The organism is Bacteroides celer (genome assembly GCF_002632415.2).
In the GTDB taxonomy this organism is placed as follows: domain Bacteria; phylum Bacteroidota; class Bacteroidia; order Bacteroidales; family Bacteroidaceae; genus Bacteroides.
Genome location: NZ_CP178209.1, coordinates 2405648 through 2425381, shown reverse-complemented (window position 1 = coordinate 2425381; position 19734 = coordinate 2405648). Strand labels below are relative to the sequence as shown.

The following is a 19734-nucleotide window of genomic DNA, read 5'->3' as shown; positions in this document are numbered from 1 at the left end:
ATTGTTTCAGGTATGGCGGTGGGTGGTTGCTCACCGCCTTTTTAATTTAATGTTATGAATCAAGCAGCAAAAATCGTATCTGATGCATTGTTAGGCATGGATTTCAAGAATGTAGAGATAGGAGGCATTGTTTATACTATTAAACCACCTACTATCAAGATTATTTGCCGTGCTATACGTCACTTCTCTAATATTGGTATGACGGGAGATAATATACTTGAGGCTATCAACGAACTTCCCGAAGCTACCGAAGATATGCTGAAAGGTATTTCTTGTTTTATTTGTGGTAGTGGGGACTTGGTAAATGCTTTGGAGAACGGAACCTTTGAAGAAATAAAAGAGGCATTGGAAGTCTGTTTCTCTATGATGGATATTTCGGCTTTTCAGTGTGTCAGCTCGATGAAGAACGTGTCGATGCTGGCAGCAAGACCGAAACAGTAGGAAACACAACGTTCTTCGGGCAGATAGCTCATCTAATTGATACGCTTCATCTGTCATTTACAGAAGTGTTTGAAGTTATTCCATACAGGAACCTATTAATGATGCAGCGTGATAAGCTTCATGCAGTATATAGTGGTCAGAAGGTGAATAAAATAAGTGGTAAAGAATTGGCAAATCGAAGAAAAAAGAAATAAGCATGGCTAAATTATATTTCAAAGTAGGTAGTGACTGGGAAGAAGTTGTAAAACTTCGTAATGAGATTTCGAAATTAAAGCAGGAGTTGAAGAGCATGGATAGTACGCAGTCACCCGCTGCTTTCAAGACTCTAAACACTCAACTTGCGGCATCCACTCAACGAATGGATGAGTTGGTAACTAATGCAGCCAAGGCGGGGGCTGTCATGGAAGGAGATTTCAAGAAGAAAATCTTTACTGCTTCTCAATCTGTTAATGGTTTTATTGAAAAAATAATTACGCAAAAGGCTGTAGTAAAGGATGTGGAAGCTGATGTGAAACGATTAGGAGAAGCCTATCGCTCTGCTTTGAAGAATAATCCATTGTCTGCCAATAGCAAATTATCCGAATATGCTTCCGCCAAGAAAGCACTTGATGAAGAGAAAGCGGCTTTATTTGGTCTTACACAAGAACAGGCAAACGCGCGTCTGTCGGTTAAGAAACTTCGGGATGAATATGCACTTTATAAGAATGACGGGAAACAAGTTGTTGAAACTAATGACGGTATGGCTATTTCATGGAAAAGGACATTGGCTGTTATTGGTGGTGTAGCAGCACTAAAGCAGCTCGGCTCTGAAATCATCCGTGTACGTGGTGAGTTTCAGGCTGCTGATACTGCTATTCAGACCCTATTAGGCAGCAAAGAAAAAGCGGATGCTTTAATGAAACAAGTACGCGAATATGCAAAGATTTCCCCACTTGAGTTTTCCGATGTAACTGCGGCTACACAGATGATGCTAGGGTTCAATATCGAAGCGGAAAAGGTTCCTCGTTTCATCTCCGCCATCGGTGATGTTTCTATGGGAGAAGCTCAAAAATTCAACTCTTTAACTTTGGCGTTTTCTCAAATGTCGGCAACGGGTAAACTGATGGGACAAGATTTGAACCAGATGATTAATGCCGGATTCAATCCACTGCAGCAAATTGCGCTAACTACTGGGAAGTCAATCGCCACACTCAAAGAAGAAATGTCAAAGGGTGCTATCTCTACCGAAATGGTACAAAAAGCATTCATAGATGCCACGAGTGCCGGAGGTAAATTCTATCAAATGTCCGAAAATGCGTCCAAGACTATTAATGGACAACTTTCTATGATGCAAGATGCTATGGATGCGGCATTTAACGAAATGGGGCAAAAGTCGGAAGGTATTATTATGTCTGGTATTCAATTGACTACTTCCCTAATAGAAAACTATGAAACTATAGGCAAAGTGCTTATAGGAATGATTGCCACCTATGGAGTTTATAAAACTGCTCTTATCACAAACATTGTACTAACTCGTGGTTGGGCAATAGCAGCACAGGCTGATGCAACAGCAAAAGGAATACAGACTATTGCAACTAAAGCGCAGACCGTAGCTCAACTAGCTTTGAATGCTGCAATGAAAGTTAATCCTTACGTCTTAGCAGCAACTTTAATCGTTGGTGTGGCAACTGCAATGTGGGCTTTACATGATTCTACAACAGAAGCGGAAAAGGCTCAAAAACGTTTCAACAAGAAAAAAGCAGATTCTTTACAAAAAGAAGAAGAACATAAATCCAGGTTAGAGGACTTGATAGCAACCATTCAAAACGAATACACCTCTTCCATGAACAGAGTGAAGGCTATAGAGGCCATAAAAAAAGAGTATCCTTCTCTGTTTCAAAAATACATAGATGAGAAAGGACATATTAAAGACCTTATCGGATTATGGAAAGAGTATAATGAGGAAGTTACCAAAAATAAGGTAGAGACAAATAAAAAGAATCTTAGTGATTCTACAGCGAATATTGAAGAATATGAGAAGATGTTATCACTATGGAAGAAGTTAGGTGAAAACCCTTATTATCGTAAGAAAAGACTATCTAAGGAAGAACTCGAATTGGCTGAAAAATACAAAGGAGAAACAGAATCTTCTTTAAGGAGAAAATTGGAACTCGCAAAACCATCAAGAGACTTGTATCAGAAAGATGTTCGCTCCGATGAACTAGCACAATGGCAGCTTGATTTAAAGAAAAATACAGACGTTCAGATAAAATCAGAACTGAATGAGATGAAACGCCTTCAACAAGCAAGAAAGAATAATAAGTGGTATTCTTTGAATATAGGCGTTGGCTCTTTGAAAGGTATAACTACCGAATCAGAATTGCAAAGCAGACTAGACGTACTTGAATCAGAGTTGAAATCACGCAAAACTTCAAACTATAAGGAGGATTACGAAAAAGCAAAAAAAGACTGGGAAGATGCCAAAAAACAACTCTCTGAAATAGAAAAAGATAAGTCCAAGTTCACTTCAAAACAACATGAAGAAGCAAAAAAGCGGGAAGAAACAGCTGAAAAGGTATATAAAAAACTTGGTGGTCTGACCGGAAGTAAACTTACAAAAGAAGAAAACCAAGCTGAAAAACTCCGCAAAGAGCAGGAGAAATACAAACTACTTCTTGATAAACAGAATCGTGAGAAGGAACGGATGGAAATATATTCCCAGTACGAAATGGAGCAAATCGAAATCAACGGCTTACAAGAAGGTAGCGAAAAAGTTCTTAGACAAAGAAAGCTTAACCATGAGAAGGAATTGGAAGCTATCAAGCGTGAGGCTGAAGATAAGAAACTACAGGAAATAGAAAAAGCCCGGTCTGCTTTTGAAGCTAAACCTGATAACAAAGGGAAATCCTTTGATGTCGATAAGTTCGTCAAATCAGAACCAGTAAAGAAACAATTTACTTCTTTCGATAAGATAGCCGATGCAAAAACAAAGACTGAAAATACTAAGTACAATCGTGGAGATGATTTAAAGGAATTATTGGACAAATACCAGAACTTTAATCGTCAGCGTTTGAAGCTAGAAAATGAATACCAAGAAGATGAAAAGATTCTTCAAGATAGAATGCTTAAAGCCAAAACGGAGGATGAAAAGAAGGAAATTCAAGAAGTAATGGATGAATTGGCAAAGCGTAGGAAGAAAGGTATGCAGGAAATTTCAAAGAACGAGATTGAAGATTCTGGTATTTGGAAGCAGTTAATGGGGGATATTGATGCACTTTCTACTGAAACATTAGAAAAATTGTTGTCTGATGCTGAACAACTAGTTAAAGTAACAAATCTTTCTGCCACTGATATGAAAGCAATGATGGATACAATAAACAATGCCCGTCAGAATCTTATTATGCGTAATCCTTTCAAAACCTTAAAAGAAGAATACGAAAAGTACCAGAAGGCGGTAAAAAAGGGAGATAAACAAGGTGCTTCTATTTCTTGGAGTAATGTAGAACAAGCTAGCGAATCTATAAAGAATAATATATCAGCATTAGGGGCTTCATTGGCTTCTCTTGGAAACACTTTTTCCAATGAACTTGGAGATGGTATTCAAAAGGCAGTAGATGTTATAAATGATGGGATTACAGCTTTCGAGGTATTTGGCAAAAAAGGGGAAAAGTCTGCTGGCGATACTGTCAAAGGAATAAGTGGAATTATTGGTATTATAACCACTCTGATTGGTACAGTAATGGACGCCTTTGATACCACCGCTGAAGAGCAAGCAAGAAATATTGAATACCAACGTAGACAAGAAGGGTATTGGGACTCCATTAATTATCAGGTAGAACGATATTTGGAACTACTAAAAGAGGCTACAGCAAGTGATTATTTTGAATTAGCTGGCAAATCACTAACCACACTTGAAGAATCTAGAAGAAAAGCTTATCAAGATATAGTTAAGTCTATGCCTGTCGGTGATGTAGATGGTACAACCTTTGGACTTTCTCAATTGCTAATTAATGGAAGATTCGCGAGTAAAATGACTGAACAAAATTTTGGTGCTAAAACCGCCAAAGAAATTTTTGATTTCATAAATGCTAATGGAGGTTATGATTTAGAAAACAAGCTGATATCTGAAGATGCTATCTGGGCGATGAAAAATAATGCTGACATCTGGTCTAAGTTACCAGAATGGATGCAAGAAGCCATCAATAAATTTGTAGAGCTAAACGATCAGGCAAAAGAACTAGAAGAAACATTAAACGAAGATTTATTTCAAACAACCTCAGAAAATATAGAGGAAGCAATCCTTGAAGGTTTGAAAAGTGGTAAAAGAGGAATTGCCGATTTTGGGGAAGATTTTGAGGAAATAATGCGCAATGCTTTACTACAGTCGTTTGTCATAGATCAACTGAGAGGTAAAGCACAAGATTTTTATAAGAAATATACTCTTTTGGCCGATAGTGATAAAAACGGAAAACTTGATTTAACAGCAGATGAGATAAGTGATCTTAGAAAAGATTGGAATGATATTATAAAGTCTGCAACAGAGGAAGCTAAAAATATTGATTCTATAATTGGCAGTTCTTCCTCTTCTTCTCAAGAATCCACTAAAAAAGATTTTGCGACAGCTTCACAAGATTCAATAGATGAGCTGAATGGTAGATTTACCGCTGGACAAATCGCATGGGAAGAAACAAAAAATCAGAATATCCTTCAATCTCAATCGCTCAATATATTAACAGTTAAAGCTGATTCTATTCTTTCGATAAATACCGATACTCGAAATATTGCAGATGAAATACGTACCATTCAGGCAAATTCTTTTTTAGAATTACAAGGAATCAGAGAGAATACAGGTGCAATTATTAAACCTATTAAGGATATGGCAGCGGATATAGCAGAAGTAAAAAAGAATACATCAAAATTATAATTTATGAAAGGAGACTTGATTGTCAACAGAAAGGATGCCTTTACTACATGGGGCATTAGAATGGGAGAAGGGTTTCTTGATGCGCTTGGATCATCTGTCCCTATGAAAGAGTTTATTGTGAATAAATCACGTTTGGAACATGGAAAACGAGTAATAACCACTACCCCAAAGGTAGATGAACGGGAACTTACTTTGTCATTTACTATCGAAGGAGTCACTGCCTCTGACTATCAAGAAAAGAAGAAAGCTTTCTTTGAGGAATTGTATAAAGGTGTAATTGATATACAAGTACCATTAGTAAGTTCTGAGATTTACCATCTGATTTATTTAGGTAAGAATATCACCTATGCGCAGAGCTTAGATAGAACATTTGGGAAATGCTCAATGAAGTTTTGCGAACCAAATCCGGATAACAGAACCTAATTCACAACAATCCTTTTATTGTTGCATATGGGAGTGCCAAATTTTAGGCACTCTTTTTTTTATCCCCGTACTTTGGGGTATGGTAGATATCAAAGACATATCCGGCAATCCCCGTTTTTCTACTCCAATCAACGAAGGTAGTAAACGTAAATTCCTATTAATGAAAGAGGACTATATTCTTTTGACGTTTTCTCTTTCTGAACCTGTATATTTTAAGCTGGGTGATGGAATAGATAACGAGTTGGGTATATTTGAACTTATAGACTTATATAAGCCTACCTACAATACAACGACAGGTGCATACGACTACGAACTCCGCCTTGATGCTTATTACTGGAAATGGAAGAACAAGAAGTTTTTCTATACACCGGAAACCACCGGACGCGAAGCCGCATGGAATCTTACCGCTACCCTTGACACGAATTTAAATGTTTTTCTGGATAACCTGAAAGCACTCGGATACAAGTTCAGAGAAGAAGAGTTTACATACGAGATTGACAGCACAGTAGAAAACACTTCCAAGCTCGTTTCCTACGATAACGTAAATCTGATCGACGCTCTCACACAGATGGCGGAGGCTTGGGAGTGTGAATGGTGGATAGAGAATCATAAAATCTGTTTCGGACATTGTGAATACAGTTCCCCTGTTGATTTCAAAGCCGGTGATTTGACTGACACAGAAAATGTGAATGTCAACAGCATGACACGCAGCGACAGCCAGACCACTTATGCGACCCGTATCTACGCTTTCGGTTCCACCCGCAACATTCCTTCCAGTTACCGGAAAGAACTGATTTTTGACGTAAAAGAGGTTAATGGACGTAATATATCCGACACGTCAAGGCCGCTCAAAATAAACTACTTTCCGTCACGAGTTACGTATAAGGAGGACTATACTGCTAGTAGCAACGAAGGCAGCGGACCTTTTACTCCCTCTTATACAGAATGGACACTTGATAAAGTTTTAGCTTCATCAGCCAAGGGTGGTTCTTATAAAGTTGTTTCGGAAGGAATTTCAATCAATATATCAACAGTCGTTCCGCAAATAGGGAGCCGTGCCTTCCTTCCTGTAGGAGATTATATATTGAAGGCGTCATATATCTATAATGTTTCCGGGGAATCAAAAGAGGTAGTTATTGGTAATCAGGCCGTTTCATTAACCCAAAATCAACAATATGAGATTGCGGCTAAAATACAGGTTTCCGACACGTTGGTTATCGACAAAAACAGTTCTGATTTAAAAGTAAGGGTATACGTTTACGTACCAGCTCCGGCTTCTTCCGAACTGTTATCGACTTTTCAAGCGTATGTAACATACAATATTAACCTATATGGCGGTTCTTCTGCAACGACTTCCATAACATTTCTTTCCGGTGCAAATGTCGGACGGACTTTTGACGCTGTTTACAATCCCGGCCTTTTAACCGGTGACGCAGCAAACGTTATCCAGTTACCGGAAGGTGTAACAGCCTCTTTAGGTAACCGGTACACCATTAATAACATCATAAGCGGCAAAGTTCCTGACAACTACTTCAGTAAGGATGACAAGGAAATGACTCTTAACGGAGTAGTCCAAAAACGCCTTATGTTACCTGCAAATATACCTTATGTGGATGCTTATAGATACAGCCCTACCGGTGAACGTATCAACATCGGAGATGAAAACTACGACGATCCGGATAACGTGGAAATGCCGGAAGAGGAAGCAATCGAAGAGATTGTCACATTTGAGGATGAATACCCCAAATACACAGGCTCTATATTCAGTGTCAGCCATGAAGAAAAGGAAGAGGAAGATGATGACGGGAATAAGACAGGAAACAAATATCCGATTTACACATTTAGGGATAACAGCCTAAAGAACTTTACGAAAGATTTCCTTCTGGAAGAGTTACACCTGATTTTCCAGACTGGGAAACTTGCCGGACTGGATTTCGCCCTTACTCTCAAGGAGAGCGACAATACCGGTACAGCCTTTGAAATCGTCCGAAATGAGGATTACGGGCGCGCACTTCCTGACGATGTGCTACTCCCACAAGCTGCTCATACAGAAAATGGAAAGGATATCCCTGCTGATACATATATTCTTCATGGATTTGATACGGCATATCTTTCCGAACAGATATTGCCTGATTCCGAACAAACACTACTGAAAAAGGCAAAAGATTATGTAAAGAAGTCCATGATAGACCCGTCCACCTATGATTGTGAGATGGATGCTGATTTCATTTACAATAAAGGTAATATTCGGACATACGAATTCGGAGCTAAAGTAAACCTGATTAATAAAGCGTTTTTCCCCGAAGGACGGCAATCCCGCATAATTGGTTTTGAATGGCCGCTTGATATTCCTTACGATCATCCTGTTTATACAGTTGGTGAAACTGCAGCTTATTCGCGCATCGGTGAGATAGAAAGCAAGATTGATTCTCTTACCTACAAAGGGCAAACCTATTCCGGTTCTGCTCTAGGTGGAGGAGGAACTAGTGTGTATGTGATTGGTGTCAATGATAAAACGCTGCCATCAGACAGAAATGTATTCTCTTCGAAGAAGTCTCTAGCAACATTTCTCAATAAGACAACCCCTGACACAGCCTCCGAAATCATTACTTTTTTGAAAGGTCTCATTTCAGAAGGCGGTATTGAAGTCGGTGACTTCATCGACAGCCTGATCTCCGGCACTGGCATTGGATTATTCCCAGATGGGAAAATCCAAGCTTCTAGTATGGAGCTTCGCAGCTCTCTCACCGTCTTAGAGTTAATTTTCAACCGCCTATCTGCTCAAGAAAGTGATACAGCCTTCTCCGAATCTGGAGTAATAGAAAGCATTGAATTATTAGGAGACGGAACCTACCGTCTACCTTTGCGTAAACGACATACAACGGACTTCACAGCCTTCGACTGGAACGATGTCATATACGGTTCTGTCAATGACCTAGCCACCGGAGGCGGTAACTACCGCACCTCATGGATGCGAGTAGTAGGAGTCAACACCGTAGACAACTACATTGAAGCAGTCCTCTATCCTGATTCAGAAGTACCGGGAGGTAAGAACTATCCACCTGAACCATTAATGATCATTACCCGTAGAGGTAACACTTCGGATGAAGACCGGCAGAGTTATTGGTATATCTCCAGCTATGAGAAATGTATCTGCATGCTCGATGGAGTAACAAAACCTATCTTAGAAGAGAACAACTACTCTATCCTGATTGGAAAGATGAAACGTCTGTCTTTGTTCGACAATCTGCCGATCAACTACCGACAAAGTTATGTCTATTGCCGTGGCCTTATCCGTCAGGATGATATTCGCATAGATGTAACCGGCAAGCCTGTCTACGAGTTTGTCAACCGTGGAATCTGGAGTTTATCGGTTGCCACCTCTGAAGAACCATACCTTTTCGAATCAAAGAATCCTATAACGGGTGTCAATGAGACCAGCACCGTCTACCAGCGTGGAGCAAAATGGCAATGCCTAAAGTCCCGCACACTGCTAGAACCTAAATGGAACTCCACCGATTGGGCGTTCTTGGAAGGTAACGGAGAATTCTCAATAGACTTTCAAAGCTCGAAAGGGTTCAGCTTCTTCTATGGTTTGATTGATACGGTAATCGAAGCCAGATTCTATCACGGTACAACCGACATCACCGAAGATGTAATGAGTACTTCCGGAACGGTAATCACATGGAACAGAGATACAGGAATAGCAGCAGAGGATAATGCTTGGTCACCCACCTTTGTAGATGGCAAAAAAAACAAGATACACCTCATATCTTCCGATATGGGATCGCAGTGGTTAAATGCCCGGTCCGTCACATTTAAGATAACAGCAGTTATTCCACTAGGCGAAGAGAACTATTTACGGGAATCCGAAGAATTACAATTTAATCTTTAATTAATATGCAACAAAAAAGAATAGTCAACATTCAAGTCAAGCCGTTGAACGTCAGTTCCGGCATGAAGATTATCGGCGACGGCTCTTTCCAACAGAAGTACAGCCGTGACGACAACGCCTTTTATCCGTCTTATTCCTCTATCCTTCCTTTGATGGTAACGATTGCCGTCAACTTGCAAGATCCGGACGGAGTGATAGCCAACGGAGCGGCAACGCTGGATAGAATCGACTGGTATCTGAACGAATACAAACCCGCTAACAAAATAGCCGATAACGACCCTAACTATGAAATAGCCACGGTTAATGGCCTCCTTGTTTTAAAGGTAAAACGGAATACTCCTGTAAGTGAACCGTTCCTTCTGATTGGTGAAGCGTTCTACACTAACCCCAAAACAGGCCGTCAGGAATCACGCATCGAACAACAGCTTCTAAGTACTATCTACTACGAGGCATCTTTGCTGTCTTTAATGGCGGATTCTCCTACAGAGGTAATTGTAGACCCCACCAAAATAGATGATACCAATCCTGCCAATTGGTACGTCCAATTAAAAGCAATGCTAAAATCAGGTGAAATTGATCTGACAGAAGATAATGCGGTATATTGGTGGTACGTTAAAGATGGCAAATACACCCGTCTGGTTACTACTTCAGATACATGGCTGGTCACTACGCCGAATGCTGACGGTACTTTCCCCCGCACGCTTATCGTGGATGCTTCCCGTTTTAAGAACTTGAAGCTGGAATGCCGTGCCGCTTACAAGGGAGCCGCCGATCCCGCACCCGCGTCACCGACCAACGCCGCATTATTGACGCAATACAATGTCCGTGTAGATTTGCCTGTGTTCCAGAACGCCAGGCAAATACCCATTGCCGGAGCGTATATCACCGTGAAGGACATCAATACTGCCAAGGCAATCAAGTCCCGCTGCGAGATCACTGCCGGCGGACGTGTGATCGAGAATCCGGAGAAGTACTACAATATCACATGGAAAGCGACCAATGCCGATGGTACATCTTTCATCATCGGATATGGCGAATATATCGAAACGACCGTCAAGGCGTTGGGCATCACCTATACGAATCCGGTAGTACTGGAACCGTCCGTCATGCCCAAGATCGGTTCATGGAATGTTGAAGGAAGCGTATACAATGGTATTGGTGCTACGCCCGCATTCCAGTTTGGAGTGAATCAGATTGCGGACAAGCTGGGCGCTTATCTGGTTAAATGCGAAGATGGAGTAAACGTGGAAATCATCGGGAAGCTCAAAAACAACAACTGGATGCGGTTTGAGGACGGCTCACTGGCTCCCACTACCGTAAACTCGCCCGAAGAGGATAAAGGTTATAATATCATGTACGGATGGATACAAACTATCCATACGATTGAAAATGTAACGATAGGCAGCGAGGTAGTCGCTCTATTTGGTGAAGAACCATTCGAATACAATGGAATACAATCAAGGACTATTCCCCCGACACTGATTTGTCCGGGATTGCCAGCGGTGGTTAATGGTAAATTCCGGTCCATGTATTTCAAATACAGAGCTGGAGATGGTGGTTCAAACGGATTACTAGGAATTACAGAGTTTAATAAGCAGGACAGGACATATCCGAGAACCGCTTTAAGTCAATTGACTACAAATGACTTCGCTATAGCCCATAACGCTGACCCGGTAAAGACTATTCCGTTCGCTCCACTGATGGACTGGAATCTTTTACACATCACCAATGCCCTGATGAACAAATTCGGGACAGTATATCTACACGATCCAAATAAGTTTGGAGGAGGAATCTCAAGTAATGTGAGCGTAACTAGCGAAAATGCCACAAAAACAACCAATGTGGGGTATATAACGAACGAGTCAGACCCATGGACATACCAAAGATTATCTGAACAACCGCCTTTCTGCACTGACGATAAAGGCACAAAACGCAATTGGAGTGCTATTCTATCTAATGAATACCCCCGTATGGAATGTCTTGAAATTCAGATGGCTCTCTCTTATGCGGCAGAGAATAACATACACCCTGATACATCGTTTACTTTTAATGGAGGTTCTTATCAGTATTCCAATGTTCCCGGCACAAAAACACTTCTTGAAGGGGAAATGAACGCCAGGTTGAGGAAGGTGGTATCCTTGGAAAATATCAATGTATTCGACGCGTCTGGAAATCCTGTTGTAGTAAAGGATATAACTATAAGCTTGCAAACTTCAGCAGTCTATGGTATGGACTTAGTATCTGCCGACGTCTTCCAATACGCCGGAGCAGGGATTGAAAAGGTAGCTACGATACAAGAAGACGGGAGACATCTAACTAAAGTATTTATTTGTCTTGATCAGCCCAATTTGACGCTTAATAAGACAGTAGAAAAAACAAGTGGCGATTTTGATTTTGAATCTGCTTATGATCAAGCTGGCGCATATACGATGAGTAATAGCGGATATTTCACCGATCTGATACGAGGAACCAGAGTCGGCACAACCAAAAAAGGAGGATTATCCGATAATACTTGCTATATGGATACAGGAAATGGTATAGGCGTTTCTCCTATTGGTAAGAAGGTTCGCATAGGTCATCGCGTGCGTGGTCTCGGCACTTGGGGCGTCTGCTCCGCTCGCTATTTGTTTGCGTCTTCTCCGCTTTCGTCTCCGGCTGCGTCCTTCGCTGGCGGCTTTCAAGTTCGTTTACCAGAAGGGACGTCAAGTGCAACGGCGCAAAACGCTAGTGGCGAAAGCGCAGCCGTGAGTGAGTGAAACGAACATGCGAGGGAGGCTCGTCCTCCCTATCTCTAAGGTTTTACGCGTAGCGTGGTCTCGGCTCTTGGGGCGTCTGCTCCGCTCGCTATTTGCTTGCGGCTCATCCGCTTTCGTATACGTATGCGTCCTCCGCTGGCGGCTTACAAAAGAACTAATTTGCACGTAAAACCTCGTCAGTAGTACGAAACATAAAAGACAATCCCTATATACGAGGAGATAGGGAAATGGGCTAGTAAAAACATGAAAGTCCGTTAATAAGGCTTCCGCTTGGATAAAATAAAGATGAAAAGAAAAGGGAACATAATGAGCCGTTTAACGCTTGAATTAATAAATCAGGCAACAGTTAATGCTTCTAAGAAGCATGCAAGTAAACAAGAAACAATAAAATTTATACAAGATAAAGAAAATGAATATAATATATACCGACAGCTCTTAAATGGGCAGCTTGCAAATGTAAGATACCGATATAAAAACATTGTATCTCCTAACGGGAAGAATAGAACCGTGGCTATCAGTAAATTTAAAGATAGAGTATCTATGCATGCTTTAATGCTTATGATGAAACCGGAATATGACAACAGATTATCTGACGATTGCTACAACTGCATCAAAGGAAGAGGGATAAATTCTAAAAAACGAAGGTATGACCCCGTACGTCAGATAAAACGAATTATAAACGTTTATCATCCTTGGGGATATCTACAGCTTGACATTAAAAAGTGTTATGAGCGTACCAATCCGGACATTTTGTTTTCCCGTCATGAAACGATCTGGAAAGATAAGCGATTTCTGAATATGCTGAAACAAATATCCTTTTGTGATACCGGAATGCCGATAGGAACGCCTCCGTCTCCGATCAATCAACACATCATGATGATGGGATTTGACCGATTTGTTCGCCAAGATTTAAAGATTCCTCATTATGTGAGATATGCTGACGATATCCTTCTCTTTGGAGATAAAGACAGGCTCCATGAAGCTAAATGGAGAATAATAAATTACCTCTGGTATAATTTAGGATACGAGCTAAAGAAAGACGCTCGCCCTACACCAATGAAAGTTGCTCCGGATATTTTAGGGTATGTATTTCACACCGATCATACGGAAATAAGGAAGAGCACAAAGAAAAGAATTAAAAATGCATGGCATAAGCCTCGTTCAAGAGCTTCTTACCGAGGAATCCTCAAAGGAGCTGACGCCATAAACTTAACAGGAAAACTAAATATGAAATTATCATTCTTGACAACCAAGGAAACGATGGTCAGAAGGCGGATGGATTCTCCTTTGATAGATATATCCGAACTAGAAGGAAAGACTTTTGATGTTCTCGACTTTGAGGTACGCGAACCTGACCGCAAGAAAGGGAAATACTGGATGCGCATGCAAGTACGTTACGCAGACATTGAAAACGAAACAGAGGTGACAAAGACCCGCCTCGTAAAAGGTTATCACCCTGCTATCTGCGAGTTCCTTAACAACATGATTCAATATATCAATAAAACGGCAGCTATTGGTCGTATGTCATTTGAGGAAGCCTGGAAGACTACATTACCTTTTGAAGACTGCGAAGTAGAGAATGACAAGGGGTGGTGCTTCAAAGGTACTCTCAAAAAAGAAGAATAGTATTAACTTAAAAACGATAACATTATGAATTACCTATTAGTCAAAAAAGCGCAGTTGGTAGAAAAAGGAATCTATATTGATGCGCAGGAATTGAGTGACGGTCGGGCCGTACTTAGTATTAACGCCATGAAAGTGATCGGAAGTGACCTGCAAGACGTTGAGATTATCACGCAACAAACCTTAGACGCTCTGTTGCTAGAAGAGAAAAACAAAAGTAAAACATCAAAAAAGTAAGGAGGACATAAAATGAAGAAGATAAATGGAAGTTTTCAGCTTTTTGCATTGATGAACGGTGTGAATATCCGAGCACGTATGGGTGTCATCAACGGGCCACTTCGTCAGGAGTATAAGAAAGGGACAAATATCTGCAATCCCGATTGGGAGACATCAGCAACGAAGCCTCTTATTTACGCACACTTAAACCGTGATGATAACGGAGCGGTATTGAATCCTGTGACACTGGATCTATTCTACAATGGTGTTCAGGTTGCCTTTGGCGGTGACGGGTTGAGCACTACCGGAGCACTTGCCGGAGTATTCAAGAAGTCAACAAAGACGGTGAATATTGGCGGGCGTGACTATCCGAATATGATTGTCTTTGAGATCGTGAAGAATATCGTACCGGTATCCAATTACGATAATGATACAATCTTATTGTCCGGCACAACGGAAGTAAGCGGGCAATCCCTCGCCTTTGACGCTATTTCCGAAACTGTTGAGATCGTGGAGACTGTCGGTAGCTCCACTACCTTGTATCTGGACGGAGATACGGACGTCACAACATCTAGCCCCGTAGCAACGCTGAATGCTCATCCTTTGATAGATGGAGTAACCCCATCTGATTTGTCGGCATATACCCCTAAATGGAATAAGGTAGTAGGAGAAGTCTCTACGCAGGTCGCTACCGGTGTGTGGTCACTTGAAGTTCCGGCTTCCGAAATTGACGGTACGGCTACTTACCGCTGTGACCTATATCGTAAAGACGATTCTACGTTACTGGCCAGTGCTTATATCAATGTTACGGATTACACCGATCCTTATCGGGTTAATTTGTATGTAGACGGAATTACAGGAGAGCAAATCAAAGAAGGTGAAACGGCTGTATATACGGCAAAAGTAGAAAAAGACGATGGCACGGAAGACACTACGGCTCAAACTACATTCACGGTAACGGATAATTCCGGTGCTAAGATTGATTCCTTGTCCGGAGTAAAGAAGAGCATCAATGTGGCTTTTCAGAATGTGATCAATGCCGGTGGAGGAATCTCCGGTTATGTAAGCGCAACAATAATATCTTAAACTATGGCTAAGAAACTGTCTTCAAATCTATTCAAAGTGAGCATAGCCCCTGAAAATGGGGCGGATGCTACTACTTATTGGTTGGTCCCATCCGTTACTCAGGTAAAGAGAAAAGCTGACGGGTCACATTTACCGGAATATGTATCGTGCGAATGCTTTAGCAAAACGGGCGATGGGAATCCTGTCTCCGGAGGAGGTACAATCAAGTTTGTGCTGACATACAAAACAGGAAGTAATTCGGCTGAATTTGTATATGGGTCACGGATCATCGTCACTTCCGATATGGCGGCAATCTCATTCCGGTTATATGTAGGAGGTACACAGGTGGATGAGAAGACGGTTTCTGTTGTAGAGGATGGGCAGGAAGGGTTGCCGGGTCCTGCTGGTGTTCGAGGTAGATTACCATTTCCTTCAGGTGCTTTTGATCTATCAACAGTTTACACCTGTACAGATGACATAACTCCTATTGTCTACTACGAAGCAGGAAAGACATATTATACAATGCGTAAAAATGGAAACTCTGTAGGAATCGATCCCGCTGAAGATTATGCTTCAAACGGAAGCGATTCTACCTGGATTCCTTTTGAAAACTACAAAGCAATATTCACGGAGATTCTGATGGCTAACTTTGCCAAGCTGGCTAGTGCTGTGTTTTATGGGGATTATATGTTTTCGCAACATGGAGTTGATAGTAACGGGAACGATACTATGGCTTATGAAGGCTTTGGTACAAATGCGTTTACTCCTAATACATTAGTAGACTGGTTAACAGGAACTATTACAACAAAGAAACTAGTAGCAGATGGAGCAGAGCTTACAAATGTGAAAGGATTAACAGGAGCTTTTAAAAAGCTAGTAGCGAATGATACACAAGGGAGGGAGGCTGGATCAATTACATTTGGGCAAGAAGCATCTGGACCGGAGAATGCTTCTTTGAATATAAAATTTAATAAAACTTGGTTTGACGGAGATTTATACCATCAGGGACATAATTATGAAGAATCTCGCTCTCACCGATTTTATACTTCTGACTTATGGTGTAGAGGACAATTCGGACATTATCAAATGACAAATCTTTCTTTTAATTCCGCTTCGACTAGTGATTTCTTTGCGCATATTTATAATTATGGAACTGACACAACTTATCACAAATATGCAGAATCTGGTCAGCCCATTGATTGTATAATCCTAAATGGGACAGGGAATTATGTATTATACGTTTGTGACTCTTCACAATTCAAAATGTTAACCATTATAAATGCTTCTGGATATCCCAAAAGGATAATGGTTACATTCCAAGAATCAGCAGTGTTCACCCTTGAACCATATAGATTTAAGATTTTCATAACAGCAGAAATCAATACTTCTAAAATAAATCCAAATCGAGCAAATAATTTACGTATGATGCAATAATGAAAATAGACTTTAGAAAAATTTCAATAAACCTACATAACCTAGAATAAAAAGAATGAAACAAATAATAAAGAAATATCTCGGATGGCTGAAGGATAGTAACCGTCCGAAACACATGAAAGCCGGAATGTTGGTTTTCATAGCGATGCTGGCGGTGTGTTTGACACTTGGAGTGGGATTAATTCCCTCGACTGTGATTGCTTTCGTAGCGACTGTTATTGTTGCGGTAGCAGTCGATTATAAAGATAAACTCTACGGGAATACATTCGATTGGTTGGATGTATTGGCTACTGTGTTGTTGCCTGTAGTGATCACATTAGTAGTACTAATATTAAATTGTATTTTATGAAAGGATTAGATGAATTGTTTGTAGTGGCTTGGATGCTATTTGGTATCTATATAGAAGTCTTTATTATGATACTCGCTGATTTGTGGAGTGGTACTCGCAAGGCAAAACAACGTGGCGAAGTCCGTTCTAGCTACATGTATAAGAAGACAATTGATAAGATAGCCAGATACTATAATGCTTTAATCGCCTTAACTGTAATTGATGCAATGCAGATGGGCGGCGTGTGGTACCTGGATGGATACTATAGCTGGTCTATTCCTATTTTCCCGGTCGTTACATTGCTTGGTGCTTTGGGAATATCATTGGTAGAACTGAAATCCATCTATGAAAAGGCAGATGAAAAAGTAAAGGGTGACTATAAAGAAGTCGCTTTACTTGCTTCAGAGATTGCAAAACACAAGGCAGACCCTACGGAGATAGCGGCTGCTGTAGTAGAGTATATGAATAAAGGAGAAGGAAAGGAGGAGGAAAAGAAATGAAAGTATTGATTGACAACGGTCACGGTGAGAATACACCGGGCAAACGCTCACCGGATGGAAGATTGAGAGAGTGGTCTTATACAAGAGAGATTGCTGATATGGTAGTATCTGGATTGAGAAAGCTAGGAATTGACGTGGAACGCATTGTAAAAGAGGATACAGATGTTCCCTTATCTGAAAGATGTAAGCGAGCTAATGTGATTTATAATGAAACAGGAAAGAAAGCCATCCTTGTTTCGATTCACTGCAATGCGGCCGGATCAGGTGCTGAATGGATGAATGCAAAAGGGTGGAGTGTGTTTGTGAGTAATAATGCGTCGGTGAATAGCAAACGTCTGGCTGATTGTCTTGCAAAAGCTGCTGTAGAGAAAGGCGTTAATATTCGTAAGCCTATGCCCGGAAAATTATTCTGGGAACAAAACCTTGCCATGTGCCGTGATACTAATTGTCCGGCCGTATTAACGGAGAACTTCTTTCAGGATAATAAGGAAGATGTTGAATACCTATTGTCTCCTGCCGGAAAACAGGCGGTTGTGCAGATTCATGTGGATGGGATCATTAAATACTTGGGATTATGAAACAATTAATCTACTTTACCATATTGCTGACGTCAGCAATATGCTTTGTGTCTTGCCGAACTCAGTATATCCCGGTTGAGACTGTGAGAACAGAATACAAGACCCGTGACAGTATCCGGGTTGACAGCGTATATCAGCAAGACAGTGTGTATGTACTAGTCAAAGGCGATACCATTTATCAGTATAGATATAAGTACCTATATAAATATCAATATCTAAATAGAACGGATACAGTGATTAAGGTTGATTCGGTGCAGGTTCCTTATCCGGTAGAAAGGAAGTTAAGTCGATGGCAATCTATTAAAATGGAATTGGGCGGTTGGGCATTCGGGATTATTATCGTGATGGCATTAATTATTGGGGGGTGGTTGGTATATCGTTTGAGAAAGAAGTAGTAGGCAAACATTGTTTCCTTGTATATTGTTATAATATAAATATATTATAAAACATACCCTCTTATTATGGCTAGATCATTTTTTTTACATTTCTTTGCAAAAATAAAAATACCGATGAAAAAGGAAACAATGCAAATTAAGTTTGAAGGTCAAGAACATCAGATTGATTCTAATACACTGATTAACGCACTAATTCATTATAACACAATTATTGCGGAAGCTAATAAGGAACTGGGTGGAGGAGCAAGAAGTGTATCAGTCAAAGTTAATGCGATCGAGAAGGGATCTTTTGTTATTGACATAGCTTTATTGGAGAACGTTATGGCATCCATCTTTTCTTCTGGAAGCGTTGGCTATTTATCGGATTTGGTATCTGTTGCTGGAGGCGTTTTCTCGGCATATAGCTATTTTAAAGGTAAACCAATTAAAAGCGAAGAAGAGAAAGCTACAGCTAAATTAGAAATCAAAATAGAGGGGAATAATAATACAATTGGAGATACAATAATTAATGTGTATAATCAACCTGTTGTAAGAGAGGCTATCAGTAAATCCATTGAAACGGCAGATGAAGATGTTAATGTAGAGGGGATGACTATTTCTGTCGACAAGATGAAACCTATTCATTTTGAAAGGAAAGATTTCAAAGAACTTATTTATTCAGATTTCGACACAGAGAAGGAAATTCCAAATGAGGATGAAGAAGTTGTCGATGCTATATTGGTAATAACTAAATTGTCTTTCGAAAAGGGAGCTACATGGCAGTTTCTATATAATGGATTTAAAATATCTATAATAGTAAAAGATGATGCCCTCATGAAGCATATAGATAGTGGCGCAAGATTCGCAAAAGGGGACTCAATAAAAGTAAAAATGAAAATTATAAAAAAATACAATCCTGAATATAAAGCTTATGAAAATAAGGGATATAAAATCTTGGAATTTATAGAGCATATAACAGCTCCTGTACAAAATAGATTGTTTTGAACAAATTATTATTGTAAGTCGTTTATCGTCATAATTAATCGCCCCGTCTCTCTGATTCGGGGCTTTTCTTTTGCTTATCTCATTTATATTTCGTATATTTGTGTACAGACATGGATGTCTGTTGTATCATCTCTCTATAGAAAAGTTGCTAGATTTCAGAGGAGAGAGACAATACGTTATGTACTCCAAAAGG

General features: G+C 40.4%; 14 protein-coding genes. All 14 read left to right on the top strand.

Translation table 11 applies throughout. From position 1 onward, the window contains the following. The first annotated feature begins 54 nt into the window (after positions 1-54). The 14 genes from CJF29_RS09475 (at position 55) to CJF29_RS09410 (ending at position 19541) form a co-directional block, all read left to right on the top strand. Entirely contained in the window at positions 55-441 is a 387-nt protein-coding gene (locus CJF29_RS09475) for a hypothetical protein (RefSeq protein ID WP_099147183.1), read from the top strand. Positions 442-637: 196 nt separating this feature from the next. After that, on the top strand, positions 638-5344 hold the full coding sequence (locus CJF29_RS09470; RefSeq protein ID WP_099147185.1) for a tape measure protein: 4707 nt from the start codon (positions 638-640) through the stop codon (positions 5342-5344). Between the two features lie 3 nt (positions 5345-5347). Beyond that, positions 5348-5767 carry a hypothetical protein gene (locus CJF29_RS09465; RefSeq protein WP_099147186.1) on the top strand — a complete coding sequence of 140 codons (420 nt, stop codon included), beginning with the start codon at positions 5348-5350 and terminating at the stop codon, positions 5765-5767. Positions 5768-5846: 79 nt separating this feature from the next. Continuing rightward, positions 5847-9662 carry a hypothetical protein gene (locus CJF29_RS09460; RefSeq protein WP_413544541.1) on the top strand — a complete coding sequence of 1272 codons (3816 nt, stop codon included), beginning with the start codon at positions 5847-5849 and terminating at the stop codon, positions 9660-9662. 5 nt (positions 9663-9667) lie between these two features. Next, on the top strand, positions 9668-12418 hold the full coding sequence (locus CJF29_RS09455; protein ID WP_413544540.1) for a hypothetical protein: 2751 nt from the start codon (positions 9668-9670) through the stop codon (positions 12416-12418). Between the two features lie 285 nt (positions 12419-12703). Beyond that, positions 12704-14044, top strand: a complete 1341-nt coding sequence (locus CJF29_RS09450; protein WP_141561037.1) for a reverse transcriptase domain-containing protein — start codon at positions 12704-12706, stop codon at positions 14042-14044. Between the two features lie 24 nt (positions 14045-14068). Continuing rightward, complete coding sequence (locus CJF29_RS09445) at positions 14069-14278, top strand: hypothetical protein (RefSeq protein ID WP_099147623.1); 210 nt, start codon at positions 14069-14071, stop codon at positions 14276-14278. Between the two features lie 12 nt (positions 14279-14290). After that, complete coding sequence (locus tag CJF29_RS09440; protein WP_099147622.1) at positions 14291-15343, top strand: hypothetical protein; 1053 nt, start codon at positions 14291-14293, stop codon at positions 15341-15343. A 3-nt stretch (positions 15344-15346) separates the two neighbouring features. Continuing rightward, entirely contained in the window at positions 15347-16756 is a 1410-nt protein-coding gene (locus tag CJF29_RS09435) for a hypothetical protein (RefSeq protein WP_176553191.1), read from the top strand. A gap of 55 nt (positions 16757-16811) precedes the next feature. Beyond that, positions 16812-17105 (top strand): hypothetical protein, encoded by a 294-nt coding sequence (locus tag CJF29_RS09430; RefSeq protein WP_099147621.1) that lies wholly within the window; start codon positions 16812-16814, stop codon positions 17103-17105. Beyond that, on the top strand, positions 17102-17584 hold the full coding sequence (locus CJF29_RS09425) for a hypothetical protein (RefSeq protein ID WP_074558146.1): 483 nt from the start codon (positions 17102-17104) through the stop codon (positions 17582-17584). Before CJF29_RS09430 ends, CJF29_RS09425 begins: the two co-directional genes overlap by 4 nt. After that, a complete protein-coding gene (locus tag CJF29_RS09420) occupies positions 17581-18162 on the top strand; it encodes an N-acetylmuramoyl-L-alanine amidase (RefSeq protein WP_099147265.1) in 582 nt (193 codons plus the stop codon). The genes CJF29_RS09425 and CJF29_RS09420 overlap by 4 nt, the downstream gene beginning before the upstream one ends. Further along, positions 18159-18557 carry a hypothetical protein gene (locus CJF29_RS09415; protein WP_099147264.1) on the top strand — a complete coding sequence of 133 codons (399 nt, stop codon included), beginning with the start codon at positions 18159-18161 and terminating at the stop codon, positions 18555-18557. The genes CJF29_RS09420 and CJF29_RS09415 overlap by 4 nt, the downstream gene beginning before the upstream one ends. Before the next feature lie 114 nt (positions 18558-18671). Then, positions 18672-19541: a hypothetical protein gene (locus CJF29_RS09410; protein WP_141561030.1), complete on the top strand. Its 870-nt coding sequence runs from the start codon at positions 18672-18674 to the stop codon at positions 19539-19541. The last annotated feature ends 193 nt before the right edge of the window (positions 19542-19734 follow it).